Below are 15885 nucleotides of genomic sequence, written 5' to 3' on the forward strand. Positions count from 1 at the left end.
CGACGGGAGCACGACAATGACTGAAACCATCCTCAACGTTCACGGCATCTCCAAGCGCTTCGGCGGCCTGCAGGCGCTCTCCGATGTCGGCATCAAGATCCAGCGCGGCCAGGTCTACGGACTGATTGGCCCCAACGGCGCCGGCAAGACCACCTTCTTCAACGTCATCACGGGCCTCTACACGCCCGACAGCGGCACGTTCGAACTGGCTGGCAAGCCCTACCAGCCGACGGCGGTGCATGAAGTCGCCAAGGCTGGCATCGCACGCACATTCCAGAACATCCGCCTCTTTTCGGAGATGACCGCGCTCGAGAACGTGATGGTCGGACGCCACATCCGCACGCATTCGGGTGTCTTCGGCGCCATCTTCCGCACCGGCGGCTTCAAGGCCGAGGAGGCGGCGATTGCCGATCGTGCGCACCAGTTGCTCGACTATGTCGGCATCGGCAAGTTCGCCGACTACAAGGCACGCACGCTGAGCTACGGCGACCAGCGCCGCCTCGAGATCGCCCGCGCGCTGGCGACCGATCCGCAACTCATCGCGCTTGACGAGCCCGCGGCCGGCATGAACGCCACCGAGAAAGTCCTCCTGCGCGAACTGATCGACCGGATCCGCAAGGACGACCGCACGATCCTGCTGATCGAGCACGACGTGAAGCTCGTGATGGGCCTGTGCGACCGCGTGACGGTCCTGGACTACGGCAAGCAGATCGCGGAGGGAACGCCCGCCGACGTGCAGAGAAATGAAAAGGTGATCGAGGCCTACCTCGGCACGGGAGGACACTGAAATGGCGCAAACTCTTTTGAAAGTCACCGGACTGAAGGTGGCCTACGGTGGCATCCAGGCCGTCAAGGGCGTCGACTTCGAGGTGCACGAGGGCGAACTCGTGTCGCTGATCGGCTCCAACGGCGCCGGCAAGACCACGACGATGAAGGCCATCACCGGCACGCAGCCCTTCCTGGGCGGCAACATCGAATTTCTCGGCAAGAGCATCAAGGGCCGCGGCGCCTGGGATCTGGTCGGCGAAGGCCTGGTGATGGTGCCCGAAGGCCGTGGCGTCTTCACGCGCATGACGATCACCGAGAACCTGCAGATCGGCGCCTACATCCGCAAGGACAAGGCCGAGATCGCGAAGGACATCGAACGCGTCTTCGCGACCTTTCCGCGCCTGAAGGAACGTGCGACGCAGCTCGCCGGCACCATGTCCGGCGGCGAGCAGCAGATGCTCGCCATGGGCCGCGCGCTGATGGCACGCCCCAAGGTGCTATTGCTCGACGAACCGTCGATGGGCCTGTCGCCGATCATGGTCGACAAGATCTTCGAAGTCGTGAAGCAGGTCTACGACCAGGGCGTCACCGTGCTCCTCGTCGAGCAGAACGCCAGCCGTGCGCTGCAACTGGCCGATCGCGGCTACGTGATGGAGTCGGGCCTGATCACCATGAGCGGCGACGCCAAGGTGATGTTGAGCGACCCCAAGGTGCGCGCCGCCTACCTGGGCGAGTGAGTTCAGGAATGCCGCGGAACCGGCTTCGCCGGGCCGCAGGCATTGCCCCCTGAAAGGGGGTTGGCGGCTACGCGAAGCGAGCAAGCCTGGGGGTTAGTCCACCCTTGCTCCGGTGGCCTTGACGACCTTCTCGTACTTGGCGAGTTCGCTCTTCATGAACGCGCCGAATTGCTCCGGCGTGCTGGCGACCGGCTCGGCCAGAAGCGATGCGAACTTGGTCTTCGTTTCCGGCGCGTTCAGCGCAGCAACGAAGGCGTGATTCAGCTTCGCCACGACGTCCGGCGGCGTTCCGGCCGGCGCCACCAGGCCCCACCACGTATCGATCGAGAAACCCTTCAGCGTTGCCGCGACTGTCGGTACGTCGGGCAGGGTGCTGCTGCGCTCCGCGGTGGTCACGGCGATGGCCTTGAGCTTGCCTGCGCGGATGTTGGGCGCCGCGGTGGCGAGGTTGTCGAAGTTGAAGTCGACCTGACCGGACAGCAGCGCGAGCTGCGCGGGGTTGCCGCCGTTGTACGGAATGTGCACGGCAAAGATGCCCGCTTCCTTCTTGAAGAGTTCACCCGCAAGATGCCCCGCGCTGCCATTGCCGCCACTGCCGTAGTTGAGCTTGGCCGGATTGGCCTTGGCGTAGGCGATCAGGTCGGGCAGGATGTTGATCTTAAGGCGCTGTGCGGTCTCCGCGTTCATCACCAGCACGTTGGGCACGCGGACCATTTGCGTGATCGGCGCGAAATCCGTCGCGGCATTGAAAGGCATCTTGGCGTAGAGCCATGGGTTGACCGCGTTCGTCGCCGTCGCGGCGATGCCGATCGTCAGTCCGTCCGGCGCCGCCTTGGCCACGGCATCCGCGCCGATGTTGCCGCCTGCGCCGGGCTTGTTGTCGATGATGACCGTGCCCAGCGAATCCTTCACCCGCTCGGCCAGGACGCGGGCCGTGACATCGATGGGGCCGCCCGCCGCGTACGGAACGATGAGGCGGATGGGGCGCTGCTGTGCGGCCGCCGGCGCGGCGACGAGCACTGTGGCCGTGGAGAGAAGACTGAGGAGGAAGTGTCTGGCGTTCATGTTTCCAATTGTGCTGGCTGCGGTTCGGCACTGTGCCGATGGGTATCCCTGAGCGCGCGCGTCATCAGGGCAGGGCCTTGTCCGCTTCCGTCGTGAACGCATCGGCGAAGAACTCTTCCTCGGGCAGGCCGCGCTCCTCGATGTAGTCCCGCTTGGCGGAATCGACCACGATGGGTGCGCCGCAGGCGTAGACCTGATGGCCCGAGAGATCCGCGAAATCCTCCATCACCGCACGATGGACGAAGCCGGTTCGTCCGCGCCAGTTGTCTTCCGGCACGGCGTTCGAGACCACCGGCACATAGCGCAGGTTCGGCAATTCCGTCAGTTGTCCGCGCACCCAGTCGTCCATGTAGATGTCTTCGGGGCGCCGACCGCCCCAGTACAAGGTTGCGGGCCGCTCGATGCCCTTGAGCTTCATATGCTCCAGCACGGCCTTGATCGGCGCGAAGCCCGTGCCCGAAGCCAGCAGGATCAGTGGCTTGTCGGACTCCTCGCGCAGGAAGAAGCTGCCGTAGGGGCCTTCGACGCGGAGGATTTCCTTTTCCTTCATCGCGCCGAAGACATGGTCGGTGAACTTGCCGCCGGGGAGATGCCGGATGTGCAACTCGATGCCCGTGCCGGGCTCAAGCAGCGTGTGCGGCGCGTTCGCCATCGAGTAACTGCGACGTGTGCCGTCGCGAAGAATGAACTCGATGTACTGCCCCGCATGAAACTGCAGCGGCTCGCCCGCCGGAAGTTGCAGGCGCAGCATCACGACGTCGTGCGACTGCCGCGTCAGGGCCAGCACGCGCACCGGCATCTTGCGGATCGGAAAGGCGCCGGCTTCGGTGACCTGGCGCGACTCCAGCACCACGTCGCTCTCGGCACGTGCGCAGCAGGTGAGGATGTAGCCTGCCAGCTCTTCATCGGCGCTCAGCGCCTTGCTCTGGTGCAGGCCGAGCGTCACGGTGCCCGACAGCTTCCTGCATTTGCAGGAGCCGCAGGCGCCGTCCTTGCAGCCGTATGGCAGGCCGATGCCCTGGCGAATGCCTGCCGCGAGGATGGTTTCGTCCGTGTGCGCGCTGAAATGGCGCCCGCTGGGCTCTACCGTGATGTGAAAGCCGGCTTCGCCCGCCGCTGCGCTCGTCATGGTTATTCTTCAAGTCTGCTTCAAAAGGGAGATGGATTTTGCCCTCAATCAACAGCCCTCTCGGTGCGAGGCCCTCGCGCTTCCGGCGGGAGCGCGTGCTCATCGTGGGCTGCGGTGACGTCGGTCTGCGGGCTACTCGACTGCTTCGCGACAACGTGCGCCTCATGGCTGTGACCTCCTCCCCGGCACGTGCACCCTCGTTGCGTCAGGCGGGCGCCACGCCGATCGTGGCGGACCTCGACGTGCCGGAGACGCTGCGGCGCCTCTCGGGCATCGCGACCCGCGTGCTGTACCTTGCGCCACCTGCTCGCGTGGAAGGCGCACGTTGGTGGCGAGATGCGCGTACGCTGGCTCTGGCGCGAGCACTGCGCTTGCGCTCTCTGCCTTCCGCGTTGGTCTATGGCTCGACCAGCGGCGTGTACGGCGACTGCGGCGGCGACCTGATCAGCGAAACACGTGTCCTGCGCCCCGACACGCCTCGCGCCCATCGCCGCGTCGACGCGGAGCGAACCGTCCGCTGGCTCGGTCGCGCCGGCGTGTCCGCCCGCATCCTGCGAATTCCCGGCATCTACGCGCCCGATCGCGAAGGGGGCACGCCGCGCGAGCGGCTCAGGAAGGGGACGCCGGTGCTTCGCGCGGAGGACGACGTCTATACCAATCACATTCACGCCGACGATCTCGCACGAGCCTGCGTGACGGCCTTGTGGCGCGGCGGCCCGCAGCGCGTGTTCCACGCGAGCGACGACAGCGAACTCAAGATGGGCGACTATGTCGACCTTGCCGCACGCCTGTATGGCCTCCCACTGCCGCCACGCATCGCGCGCGAGGAGGCGCAGGCGCAGCTTCCGCTATCGCTCTTGAGCTTCATGGGTGAATCGCGGCGGCTGGACAACACCCGGCTGAAGCGCGAACTGCGCGTGCGCCTGCGCCATCCGACGGTGGAGACGGGGCTTCGGTCCGATGCTTCGTCGCGCCCGGACCTTGCCTAGGCGGACAAATCAGCTCTTGCGAGCGGAACGGTCCTGGGGTTGCAGCGACCAGTCCGCGATGGCTTTCTCCGCATCGCGGGCACGGCGCTCGTTGATCTTCTTGGCCGTGAGCTGGGCGGACATCTCCAGCTTCTTCAGGTCCCGCTGCGCCAACTGCTCGTTGGGCGCAAAACTGAAGCAGCACAGCGTGCCGTAGACCCGGCCGTCATTGAGGACGATGGGGGTGCTCATATGCGCACCGATGGGAAAGTCGGTCGGCGGGAGTTCTGCGAACGTCGGCAACGCTCCGACATCCCGCACCAGTCGCGGCAGGCGTCCGTCGATCACGCGTTGGCAGAAGGATTCTTCCAGGGACGAGGACTGGCCCGGCGCAATCACCTGGGCCTCCGGGCCCGCATCCACGCGGCGGAATACGCGTCGCCCGTCGACGAACTCGGACACGAATACGACGTCCATCTTGAGGTGCTCGCGCAGCAGACGCAGGACTTCGGAGACCGACGCGTCGATCAATGCGTCGCTGCCTTCGGGCGTCGCCACCAGCAGTTCGGAAATCTTGACTTCGAACGCGTCCGGCGCGTAATCGGGATCGTGAAAAACCATCGGAAGTTTGGAGATTGGTCGCGCGACGCAAGAGGCGTCGTCATCGCGTGCTTCCGTGAATCCACAACATGGGAGCCGTGGTGCCCGGGGCCGGAATCGAACCGGCACGCCTTGCGGCGGGGGATTTTGAGTCCCCTGCGTCTACCAATTTCACCACCCGGGCACGGAAGGAAGGCAGCCCAAAATTATGGCACAGTGGGACCATGCAATACCCGACGATAGAAGACGCGATTGGCAAGACGCCCCTTGTCGCGCTGCAGCGCATCGACGCGACCGCCAACGCGAAGCGCGGCAACGTGATTCTTGGCAAGCTCGAAGGCAACAATCCCGCAGGGTCGGTCAAGGACCGTCCGGCCCTTTCGATGATCAAGCGCGCCGAGGAGCGCGGCGAGATCAAGCCCGGCGACACCCTGATCGAGGCGACTTCGGGCAACACGGGCATCGCCCTCGCGATGGCCGCGGCCATCAAGGGCTACCGCATGGTGCTGATCATGCCGGAGGACCTCTCGGTCGAGCGTGCGCAGACGATGAAGGCCTTCGGTGCCGAACTGGTGCTCACGCCCAAGAGTGGCGGCATGGAATACGCCCGCGACCTGGCCGAGCAGATGGTGCAGCAGGGCAAGGGCCGCGTGCTCGACCAGTTCGCCAACCCCGACAACCCCCGCATCCACTACGAAACCACCGGTCCCGAAATCTGGGCCGATACGCAGGGGCGGATCACGCATTTCGTCAGTGCCATGGGCACGACAGGAACCATTACCGGCGTTTCACGCTTCCTCAAGGAAAAGAATCCTTCGGTGCGCATCGTCGGCGCGCAGCCGGACGAAGGGTCGCGCATACCGGGCATCCGGAAGTGGCCGCAGGAATACCTGCCCAAGATCTACGACCCCAGCCGGGTCGACCAGGTCGTGAATGTCAGCCAGGACAACGCCGAGGAAATGTGCCGCAGGCTTGCCCGCGAAGAAGGCATCTTCGGCGGCATTTCCGCGGCGGGCGCGTTGTGGGTCGCGCTGGAGATTGCCAAGACCGTCGAGAACGCGACCATCGTCTTCGTCGTGTGCGACCGCGGCGACCGTTACCTGTCGACCGGCGTGTTCCCCGCCTGATCACCATGAACGCCTACAAGTTCTGCCCAACCTGCGCGACGTCGCTGACCCACATCGAACTGCAGGAAGACGGCGGCCCGAAGTCGCGCCTGCGCTGCCCTTCCTGCGGCTGGACGCACTGGAACAATCCGACGCCTGTGCTGGCGGCGATCATCGAATACCGGGGCCAGGTGCTGCTGGCACGCAATGCCGCATGGCCGCACAAGATGTACGCGCTGATCACCGGCTTCATGGAGGCCGGGGAAACACCGCAGGAGGGCATCGCGCGCGAGATCAAGGAGGAAACGAACCTCGATGCGAGCGCCTTGAATCTTGTCGGCGTCTACGACTTCCAGCGCATGAACCAGGTGATCATTGCCTACCATGCGGTCGCCGACGGCGAGGTGAAACTCTCGCCCGAACTCGTCGACTATCGGCTCTACGACCTCCAAGCGCTCCGGTGCTGGCCGGCCGGCACCGGTTATGCCCTGGCCGACTGGCTGCGCACGCGCGGCCACGAGCCCCAGTTCATGGAGTGGCCGCGCCCGGCCGCGCCCATGCCCGACGCGGCTGCAACCTAGAATTCTTGCCGCGAAGGAACATGCGATGCACATCCACAAAGAAATCGACACGCGTGGCCTGAATTGCCCGCTGCCCATCCTGAAGGCCAAGAAGTCGCTCAATGAGATGCAGAGCGGTGAATTGCTGAAGGTGGTGTCCACGGATGCGGGGTCGGTCCGCGATTTCCAGGCCTTCGCGCGACAGACCGGCAACGATCTGGTGGAGCAGCAGACCATCGGCAGCGATTTCATCCACGTCCTTCGCCGCCGTTGACGATTTGCAGTCGTGAAACGACGCAGCCGCACTGCCGCCCTGGCCGTCGTGCTGGCCGCGACGTGCGTGGTTTTCGCCTTGACGATCTGGAGCGATGGAATGGGTTCGACCCCGAAAAATCCCAGGCCGCCGTCGGCTTCAATCCCGATCGCGGTGCTGGGGGACTCCAACAGCCAGTCCTACCAGGACTACAACTGGTTTCCGGCTACGTCCAATGAACGCGGCGGCCTTCGGCGTGCACACACCTTCCAATGGACGGAGGTGCTGGCCCGCCTGAGAGGCCAGGAGCTGGATCTGGGGCCCTGGGTTCGCTGGGGCCGCGCCGGCGTCGTGGCTCGTGCGCGTGAATGGCTGGGGCTGCGTGGCGGTCGCGCTCCCCGAAAAGAGGACTACCTCTACAACTTCGCGAATTCAGGCGCCGCCTGCAAGAACCTCATGGGCGGTCGATTCCGCCAGGGCCCGCGTCTTGTCGAACTGATGAACGAGGATCCCGAGCGGTGGAGCCGCGGCGTCGTGGTGATTCGAATTGGCGCGAACAACTGGGGTGGGCAGCTGGATATGCAGGCGAATGATCCGTCGGCGCCAGAAGTGCTCCAGACCCTCGCGTTTTGCACGGGCGAGATTCGCAAGGCTGTCGAACTGATCCATGCCTCGCACCCGACGACGCGCATCCTGCTGGTGGGCATTGCCAACGAAGCGGACGATCCGGCCAATTTCAATCGCTGGCGATCTGCCAGGGACACGGCCAACATCCGGGCGGCGCTTCTGAAGTTCAACTCGGCGATTCGCGAGATTGCCGCCGGCAATCCGCGAATGGCGTTCTTCGATGACCTCGGCTGGTTCGAGAGCCGATTTGGCTCACGCGATGCGTCTGGCGAGCCTGCCTACAGGACCTTCGCCGTCGGGCCGAAGCTTCGCATCACGAACGCCGCCGGGGACGAGCCCGGCAATCTGTTCCTGGGCGATCACCACCTGGGCGTCGTTGTCAACGCCTTGTGGACCCAGTCGCTGATCGCCTACCTGAAGGATGCGTTCGGCCTGCCGCTGACACCGATCAGCGACGAGGAACTCCTTCGCTTCCTCAATCCGCTGGTCGACACGCCTACAACTCCAGGCTCTTGAGGTAGTCGCGGAATTGCCCGCCGACCTCGGGGTGGGCCAGCGCCAGTTCGACGGTGGCCTGCAGGAAGCCTTCCTTGCTGCCGCAGTCGTAGCGGATGCCCTTGTAGGAATAGGCGTAGACCGATTCCTTCTTCATCAGCGCGGCGATGCCGTCGGTCAGCTGGATTTCGCCGCCGGCGCCCTTGGGCTGATTCCGGATCTCGCTGAACACGCCGGGCGTGAGGATGTAGCGGCCCGCGACCCCCAGGCGGGAGGGCGCGTCTTCGGGCTTCGGCTTCTCGACCATGCGAGTCACTTTCACCAGTCCGTCCTCGACGACGTCGCCGGCCACGATACCGTAGCGCTTGACGTGTTCCAGCGGAACTTCCTGCACGGCCAGCAAGGAACTGCCCAGCTTGGCGAAGGCGCGCGTCATCTGCGCGAGGATCGGCTCGCCGCCGTCCGGACCGACCATCAGGTCGTCGGCCAGCAGCACCGCAAAGGGTTCGTTGCCGACGAGATGCTCCGCGCAAAGCACGGCATGGCCCAGGCCGAGCATGCGGGGCTGACGCACGTAGGAGCAGGTCATGTCCTCGGGCATGACCGACCGGGCAATGCTGAGCAGTTCGCGCTTGCCGCTGGCCTCGAGCTGCATTTCGAGCTCGTAGGCGGTGTCGTAGTGGTCCTCGATTGCACGCTTGTTGCGTCCGGTCACGAAGATCATGTCGCGGATGCCCGCCGCATAGGCTTCCTCGACGGCGTACTGGATCAGGGGCTTGTCCACCACCGGGAGCATTTCCTTGGGCTGTGCCTTGGTGGCAGGCAGAAAACGGGTGCCAAAGCCGGCAACGGGGAACACGGCCTTGCGAATGCGCGTCGGGGAAGTGGACATGGGCTTTTCGTCAGATCGAAGGAAGTGAATCGGAAGGGGGCGGCGAACCGGGCGCCAAACTCCGCATACTAAAGGCCACCGGGTCCCCCGTCTGTCAGCCGAGCCTCACAAGCTGGTCGCGCAGCCGCTCGACGGTGGCGCTGAACTCCGCCAGACGCTTGCGCTCCTGCTCGATCACTGCCGGCGGAGCCTTTGCGACGAAGGCCTCGTTGCCCAGTTTGCCGTTGACCTTGACGATTTCGCCTTCCACGCGCGCGAGTTCCTTGCCGATGCGGACCTTTTCGGCTGCCTTGTCGATTTCCATGTGCAGACAGATGCGGACGTCGCCGACTACGGCCACAGGCGCCGCTTCGGCGGCGGCGGACCATGCGGCCTCGTCGTCGAAGACCTTGACCTCCTTGAGCTTGGCCAGCGCCTGAAGCACAGGTGCGGCATCGCGCAGGAAGGCGCTGCTCGCCGCATCGTCGGCAACTGCGTAGAGCGGGAGGCGCGTCGCGGGCGAGACGTTCATCTCGCCGCGCAACGTGCGGCAGGCATCGACTAGCGATTTGAGGCGCGCGACGTGCGCCTCCGCGGCTTCGTCGATCTTTTCGGGTTGACTCTTCGGATAAGCCGCGACCATTACCGACTCGCCTTCGCGACCCGCGACGGGCGCGACCTTCTGCCAGAGTTCTTCGGTGATAAACGGGATGACCGGGTGCGCCAGCCGCAGCAGGGTTTCGAGGGTGCGAATCAGCGTGCGGCGCGTGGCGCGCTTCTGCGCGTCGTCGCCCTGCTGGATCTGGACCTTGGCAATCTCGAGGTACCAGTCGCAGAACTCGTCCCAGGCAAACTGGTAGACGGCATTGGCGACATTGTCGAGCCGGTATTCCTCGAAGCCCTTCGTCACCTCGGCCTCGACGCGCTGCAGTTGCGAGACGATCCACCGGTCGGCCTGGCTGAACTGCAGGTAGCCATGGGCCGGTCCGCCGACGGCGCATTCTTCCTTCGTGTGTTCCCGCAGGCCACAGTCCTGGCCTTCGCAGTTCATCAGCACGAAGCGGGTGGCGTTCCACAGCTTGTTGCAGAAATTGCGGTACCCCTCGCAGCGCTTGGGGTCGAAGTTGATGCTGCGGCCCAGCGAAGCGAGCGACGCGAAGGTGAAACGCAAGGCATCCGCACCAAAGGCGGGAATGCCCTCCGGAAATTCCTTCTGCGTGTTCTTGCGCACGACCGGCGCGGTTTCGGGGCGGCGAAGGCCCTGGGTGCGCTTGTCGAGCAGTTCGGGCAACGCGATGCCGTCGATCAGGTCGACCGGGTCGAGCACGTTGCCTTCGGATTTGCTCATCTTCTTGCCATGCGAATCCCGTACCAGGCCGTGGATGTACACATGCTTGAAGGGCACCTTGCCGGTGAAATGCTTGGTCATCATGATCATCCGGGCGACCCAGAAGAAGATGATGTCGTAGCCGGTCACCAATACGCTCGAGGGCAGGTAGAGGTCGAGATCCTGTGTTTTCTCGGGCCAGCCCAGGGACGAGAAGGGCACGAGCGCCGACGAGTACCAGGTGTCGAGCACGTCCTCGTCACGCCGGAGCGTCTTGCCCGGCGCCTGTGCCTGGGCTTCCGCTTCGGTCTGCGCGACGTAGACCTTGCCTTCTTCGTCGTACCACGCAGGGATCTGGTGGCCCCACCAGAGCTGGCGGGAGATGGTCCAGTCCTGGATGTTCTCCATCCAGTGGTTGTAGGTGTTCACCCAGTTCTCGGGGACGAAGCTCACTTCGCCGGAGCGCACCGCGTCAATGGCCTTCTGTGCGATCGACTGGCCGTTGGCATCCGGCTTGCTCATGGCGACGAACCATTGGTCGGTGAGCATCGGTTCGACGACGGCGCCCGTGCGCGCGCATCGCGGCACCATGAGCTTGTGCTTCTTGGTCTCGACGAGCAGGCCGAGCGCCTCGAGATCGGCCACGACCGCCTTGCGCGCCACGAAGCGGTCGAGACCGCGGTACTTTTCGGGTGCGTTGTCGTTGATGGTGGCATCGAGCGTCAGCACGCCGATGACCTGCAGGCCGTGGCGAAGACCCACGGCATAGTCGTTGTGGTCGTGCGCCGGCGTGACCTTGACCACGCCGGTGCCGAATTCCTTGTCGACATAGTCGTCGGCGATCACCGGGATCAGCCGGTCGACCAGCGGCAGCTTCACGCGGTGGCCGACCAGGTGCCTGTAGCGCTCGTCTTCGGGATGCACCATCACTGCGACGTCGCCCAGCATCGTCTCGGGCCGGGTGGTGGCCACCGTCAGCGAACCCGAGCCGTCTTCGAGCGGGTAGGCGATGTGCCAGAGGAAGCCGTCTTCCTCCTCGCTCTCGACTTCGAGGTCGCTCACGGCGGTCTTCAGCACCGGGTCCCAGTTCACCAGTCGCTTGCCGCGATAGATCAGACCCTCGTCGTAGAGCTGCACGAAGGTCTGGGTGACGACCTTCGAGAGCTTTTCGTCCATGGTGAAGTATTCGCGGCTCCAATCAACCGTGTCGCCCATGCGGCGCATCTGGTTGGTGATGGTGTTGCCCGACTTTTCCTTCCATTCCCAGACGCGGGCGACGAAATTCTTGCGGCCCAGGTCGTGCCGGCTGGTCTTCTGTTCCTGCAACTGTCGTTCGACGACGATCTGCGTCGCGATGCCTGCGTGGTCGGTGCCTGGAACCCAGAGGGTGTTGTCGCCCGCCATTCGGTGGTAGCGCGCGAGGCTGTCCATGATGGTCTGGTTGAACGCGTGGCCCATGTGCAGCGTGCCGGTCACATTCGGTGGCGGCAACTGGATCGCGAACGAGGGCGCACCGTCCTTGGCCTTCTGCGTGCCGCGGAAGCCGGCGGCCGAATAGCCCCGCCGCTCCCATTCGGGCCCCCAATGCGCCTCGATGGCGACGGGTTCGAAGGATTTGGAAAGGCTTTCGAGGCCGGGTTGGGACAGGGTGTCGCTCATGGCGGTACAAAGACGAACGGCATCCCGCAGGATGCCGCTTGGGGGGTGGAGGTGGCAATGATTTTATTCGACTGCGGTGGGCCGCGCCCAGCTCGCTGGCCCGGACGCCCCGCCGCAGATAATTCGACGATGCTCTTTCTGCTTTCACCTGCCAAGTCGCTCGACTACGACACCGAGGTGCCCGAAAAGGTGCCCGCCACGCGTCCCCACTTCGAGAGCCCGAGGGGCCCTTCTGTCGAACTGATCAAGATCCTGCGCGAGAAATCACCCCAGCAGATCGCCGAACTCATGCATCTGTCGGACAAGCTTGCAGCACTTAACGTGGCACGCTATGCCGCCTGGGCCTCGAAAGGAACGGAAAGAAATGCCAGGCAGGCCGCCCTGGCATTCGACGGCGACGTCTATGGAGGTCTCGATGCCAGGACGCTGAGCACGGCGCAAATGGCGTGGGCGCAGGATCACGTCTGCATCCTGAGTGGGCTTTACGGTCTGTTGCGGCCGCTCGACCTCCTGCAGCCTTATCGTCTCGAGATGGGAACGCAACTCGCCAATCGCCATGGCAAGGACCTGTATGCATTCTGGGGGCCGCGCATCGCGGAGCATCTCAACGATCGGCTCGCCGCCGATCGGACGCCCGTGGTCATCAATCTGGCCTCGCAGGAATACTTCAAGTCGGTCGACCAGTCGGTGCTCAAGGCCCGGGTGGTCGAATGCGTCTTCCAGGAATGGAAGGGCGGCGCGGGCGCCAAGGGCGATGCCGGCAGCTACAAGATCGTGAGCTTCTTTGCCAAGCGGGCGCGCGGTCTGATGGCGCGCTGGGCCGTGCTGCACAAGGCCGCCACGCCCAAGGCGCTGGAAAAGTTTGACCTCGAGGGCTACAGGTTCGATGCGGGCGCGTCGAAGCCGGAGCGCCTCGTATTTCGACGGAGATCCGCATGAGTCTGGGTCAGGAAATCAGTCCCGAATTGCGCGAGTGGGTCGTGGCCCAGCTCGCGGCCGGCCACTCGGTGCCGAGCTTGCGCGCATCGATGCGCGCGGCCGGCTGGCACGACAACGTGGCCGACGCCGCCCTGGCCGAAATCGAGGCCAAGGCAGCCGGCATCGCCGCCGTGACAGAGCCGCAAAGGACCATGCCGGGTCCGGACCTGTCGGCCGCGCCGCTCTATATCGATGTGGGCGATCGGCGCGTGCAGGTGCTTCAGACGATGCGGCACCCGCGCGTGATCGTCTTCGGTGATCTTGTCTCGGACGAGGAATGCGAGGCGCTGATCGCTGCTGCGCGCCTGCGACTTGCACGCTCTCTCACGGTCGAGACGCAGACGGGGGGAGAGGCCCTCAATGTCGATCGCACCAGCGACGGCATGTTTTTCGAACGCGGCGAAAACCCGGTCGTCGCGCGCCTGGAGCGGCGCTTGGCGACCCTCCTGCAATGGCCGCTCGAATTCGGCGAAGGGTTGCAGATCCTGCGCTATTCGCCAGGCGCCCAGTATCGACCGCACTACGATTACTTCGACCCCGGAGAGCCGGGCACGCCGACCATCCTGCGTCGCGGCGGCCAACGCGTCGCGACGCTCGTGATGTACCTTCAGGAGCCCGAGCAAGGTGGAGGGACCACCTTCCCGGATGTCGGGCTCGAAGTCGCGCCCAAGAGAGGAACGGGCGTGTTTTTCAGCTACGACCGGCCCGATCCTGCGACGCGCACACTGCATGGCGGCGCACCCGTGCTGGCGGGCGAGAAGTGGGTCGCGACGAAGTGGCTTCGCGAGCGCGAATTCACGTGAATCCCATCCGTCCGGAATCCCCATGAAGATTATTGCCAACGGTATCCAGATCGAGGTCGAGGACAGCGGCGGGGAAGGCCGCCCGGTGATCCTTCTCATCATGGGCCTCGGCATGCAATTGATCGCCTGGCCGACCGAATTCGTCCAGGCGCTGGTCGATGCCGGCTTTCGCGTGGTGCGCCATGACAACCGCGACATCGGCCTGAGCCAGAGTTTCGATGAAGCGGGCACCAGTAACCTCATCTGGCAAAGCATGCGGCAGCGGATGGGCTTGCCTGTGCGTTCGCCCTATACCTTGCAAGACATGGCGGAGGACGCTTTGGGTGTGATGGACGCGTTGAACATCCGTCGCGCTCACGTGGTCGGCGTTTCGATGGGCGGGATGATCGCGCAGAGACTGGCCGCCAGTGCGCCGCAACGGATGGCGAGCCTGGTCAGCGTCATGAGTTCAAGCGGTGCACGCCATCTGCCGGGGCCGCGGCCCGACGTGGCGGCGGCGCTCATCCGGCGGCCGCCGAGCAGGACTGAAGCGGCACTCGTCGCGCATGGCCTCGGTTTTGTGCGGTTGATTGCCAGCCCGGCCTACCCTCAGGATGACAAGGTGCTGGCCGATCGCATTACCCGTGCATTGCGCCGCGCGTATCGACCCGCCGGGGTCGTGCGCCAGATTTTGGCCATTGGCGCGGACAGCGGTCGTGCGTCGGTGCTGGAGCGGATCGCCGTTCCGGCGCTGGTGGTGCATGGAGACGCAGACCCGCTGGTTCCGATGGCCTGCGGCCAGGACACTGCGCGGCGCATCCCTGGTGCACGCTTCGTCGCGGTGCCCGGCATGGGCCACGACTTGCCACCCGAGGTGGTCCAGATCCTTCTCGATCACATGGTTCCCTTCCTGCAGACCGCCGAAAGCGCGCATGAGTCTCGATAACACCCCTGAACAGTCGCAACTGGGTCGAGCCTCGGCTTATGTAGACCACTACGACGCAAGCCTGCTGTTTCCCATCCCGCGCTCGACGCAGCGCGAAGCCATGGGCATCAAAGGAACAACGTTGCCATTCTTCGGCGCGGACCTGTGGACGGCTTTCGAATTGAGCTGGCTCAACGCGCGGGGGAAGCCTCAATTGGCGATCGCGCACTTCACCGTGCCGTGCGAGACGCCCAACATCGTGGAGAGCAAGTCGTTCAAGCTCTATCTCAACAGTTTCAACAGCACGGTCTTCGCTGATGCCGAGGCAGTGCGTGCGCGACTCCGTGCGGATTTGAGCGAGGCGGTCTGGCGTGGCAGTGATCGATCGGGCAGCGTCGGTGTCAAGCTGCTGGCGCCGAGTGAATTCAATAGCGAAGCTGTTCATGAGTTCGAAGGGCTGGATCTGGATCGCCTCGACATCGAGTGCACGCACTATCAGCCCGCACCCGAACTGCTGTCGAGCGACACGACACAGGCGCCCGTGACAGAAACCCTGACCAGCCGTCTTCTCAAGAGTAATTGCCTGGTGACCGGGCAACCTGACTGGGGGAGCGTGCAGATCCGTTACAGCGGTCCGCAGATCGATCAGGCGGGCCTGCTCGCGTACATCGTGAGCTTTCGCAATCACAACGAGTTTCATGAGCCCTGCGCGGAGCGCATGTTCACGGACATCTGGCGCCATTGCCAGCCCACGAAACTGGCTGTGCATGCGCGCTACACGCGTCGAGGCGGTCTTGATATCAATCCGTTCCGTACGAGTTGGCCTCAGCCGCTCCCCGCGAACACGCGGACGGCGCGTCAATGAGACTGGAACGCGAAAAAGTTTGGTGGGGGTTGATGGAAGCGCCAAAAGTAGGCCATAATCCAAGGCTCAGCTGAAAACGACCCAGCGCTGCTGCTTCCCTGGTGGGGGTGGTGATGAGGGGGTTGGAGGAGGCGGAGAAAAAAAGTCTTCGGACTTGGCGGGATTGAAAA

Annotated in this window: 16 protein-coding genes and 1 tRNA gene; 11 read left to right on the top strand and 6 right to left on the bottom strand. The window is 64.5% G+C overall.

Annotation, left to right across the window (positions count from 1 at the left end; translation table 11 throughout):
* The first annotated feature begins 16 nt into the window (after nt 1-16).
* On the top strand, nt 17-787 hold the full coding sequence (locus tag ACSFBL_RS25775; protein ID WP_286602697.1) for an ABC transporter ATP-binding protein: 771 nt from the start codon (nt 17-19) through the stop codon (nt 785-787).
* Nucleotide 788: 1 nt separating this feature from the next.
* Nucleotides 789-1505, top strand: coding sequence for an ABC transporter ATP-binding protein (locus ACSFBL_RS25780; protein ID WP_435518662.1), 717 nt, complete (start codon nt 789-791; stop codon nt 1503-1505).
* Between the two features lie 93 nt (nt 1506-1598).
* Here ACSFBL_RS25780 and ACSFBL_RS25785 read toward each other — a convergent pair whose 3' ends face one another.
* Together ACSFBL_RS25785 and ACSFBL_RS25790 are read right to left on the bottom strand one after the other, a co-directional pair.
* Nucleotides 1599-2570: a Bug family tripartite tricarboxylate transporter substrate binding protein gene (locus ACSFBL_RS25785; RefSeq protein WP_435518663.1), complete on the bottom strand. Its 972-nt coding sequence runs from the start codon at nt 2568-2570 to the stop codon at nt 1599-1601.
* Nucleotides 2571-2634: 64 nt separating this feature from the next.
* The gene (locus ACSFBL_RS25790; RefSeq protein ID WP_435518664.1) at nt 2635-3699 is read right to left on the bottom strand and encodes a CDP-6-deoxy-delta-3,4-glucoseen reductase; all 1065 of its coding nucleotides are present in this window, start codon (nt 3697-3699) and stop codon (nt 2635-2637) included.
* A 38-nt stretch (nt 3700-3737) separates the two neighbouring features.
* Between ACSFBL_RS25790 and ACSFBL_RS25795 the strand changes: the two genes are divergently transcribed.
* Nucleotides 3738-4688 carry an NAD-dependent epimerase/dehydratase family protein gene (locus ACSFBL_RS25795; protein WP_435518665.1) on the top strand — a complete coding sequence of 317 codons (951 nt, stop codon included), beginning with the start codon at nt 3738-3740 and terminating at the stop codon, nt 4686-4688.
* A 9-nt stretch (nt 4689-4697) separates the two neighbouring features.
* Here ACSFBL_RS25795 and ACSFBL_RS25800 read toward each other — a convergent pair whose 3' ends face one another.
* Both ACSFBL_RS25800 and ACSFBL_RS25805 read right to left on the bottom strand, forming a co-directional pair.
* Entirely contained in the window at nt 4698-5288 is a 591-nt protein-coding gene (locus ACSFBL_RS25800; protein WP_435518666.1) for a GAF domain-containing protein, read from the bottom strand.
* A gap of 78 nt (nt 5289-5366) precedes the next feature.
* Nucleotides 5367-5451, bottom strand: a tRNA-Leu gene (locus tag ACSFBL_RS25805).
* A gap of 40 nt (nt 5452-5491) precedes the next feature.
* Between ACSFBL_RS25805 and cysM the strand changes: the two genes are divergently transcribed.
* Genes cysM through ACSFBL_RS25825 form a run of 4 tightly spaced genes read left to right on the top strand, consistent with a single transcriptional unit; the run spans nt 5492 to nt 8329 of the window.
* Complete coding sequence (gene cysM / locus ACSFBL_RS25810; protein WP_435518667.1) at nt 5492-6394, top strand: cysteine synthase CysM; 903 nt, start codon at nt 5492-5494, stop codon at nt 6392-6394.
* A 5-nt stretch (nt 6395-6399) separates the two neighbouring features.
* Entirely contained in the window at nt 6400-6954 is a 555-nt protein-coding gene (locus ACSFBL_RS25815) for an NUDIX domain-containing protein (RefSeq protein WP_435518668.1), read from the top strand.
* A 25-nt stretch (nt 6955-6979) separates the two neighbouring features.
* Entirely contained in the window at nt 6980-7207 is a 228-nt protein-coding gene (locus tag ACSFBL_RS25820) for a sulfurtransferase TusA family protein (RefSeq protein WP_435518669.1), read from the top strand.
* Between the two features lie 12 nt (nt 7208-7219).
* Entirely contained in the window at nt 7220-8329 is a 1110-nt protein-coding gene (locus ACSFBL_RS25825) for an SGNH/GDSL hydrolase family protein (RefSeq protein WP_435518670.1), read from the top strand.
* Here ACSFBL_RS25825 and galU read toward each other — a convergent pair.
* Nucleotides 8310-9200: a UTP--glucose-1-phosphate uridylyltransferase GalU gene (galU, locus tag ACSFBL_RS25830; protein ID WP_435518671.1), complete on the bottom strand. Its 891-nt coding sequence runs from the start codon at nt 9198-9200 to the stop codon at nt 8310-8312. The two genes, ACSFBL_RS25825 and galU, sit on opposite strands and share 20 nt — an antisense overlap.
* A gap of 94 nt (nt 9201-9294) precedes the next feature.
* Entirely contained in the window at nt 9295-12165 is a 2871-nt protein-coding gene (locus tag ACSFBL_RS25835) for a valine--tRNA ligase (protein WP_435518672.1), read from the bottom strand.
* Nucleotides 12166-12294: 129 nt separating this feature from the next.
* Between ACSFBL_RS25835 and yaaA the strand changes: the two genes are divergently transcribed.
* Genes yaaA through queF form a run of 4 tightly spaced genes read left to right on the top strand, consistent with a single transcriptional unit; the run spans nt 12295 to nt 15715 of the window.
* A complete protein-coding gene (yaaA, locus tag ACSFBL_RS25840; RefSeq protein ID WP_435518673.1) occupies nt 12295-13104 on the top strand; it encodes a peroxide stress protein YaaA in 810 nt (269 codons plus the stop codon).
* A gap of 2 nt (nt 13105-13106) precedes the next feature.
* The gene (locus tag ACSFBL_RS25845) at nt 13107-13946 is read left to right on the top strand and encodes a 2OG-Fe(II) oxygenase (protein WP_435518680.1); all 840 of its coding nucleotides are present in this window, start codon (nt 13107-13109) and stop codon (nt 13944-13946) included.
* Between the two features lie 22 nt (nt 13947-13968).
* Nucleotides 13969-14871 (top strand): alpha/beta fold hydrolase, encoded by a 903-nt coding sequence (locus tag ACSFBL_RS25850; protein WP_435518674.1) that lies wholly within the window; start codon nt 13969-13971, stop codon nt 14869-14871.
* Nucleotides 14858-15715, top strand: coding sequence for an NADPH-dependent 7-cyano-7-deazaguanine reductase QueF (queF, locus tag ACSFBL_RS25855; RefSeq protein WP_435518675.1), 858 nt, complete (start codon nt 14858-14860; stop codon nt 15713-15715). The genes ACSFBL_RS25850 and queF overlap by 14 nt, the downstream gene beginning before the upstream one ends.
* Nucleotides 15716-15885 lie beyond the last annotated feature (170 nt).

Origin of the sequence: Variovorax glacialis (genome assembly GCF_051216375.1) — a bacterium.
Classification (GTDB): Bacteria; Pseudomonadota; Gammaproteobacteria; order Burkholderiales; family Burkholderiaceae_C; genus Variovorax.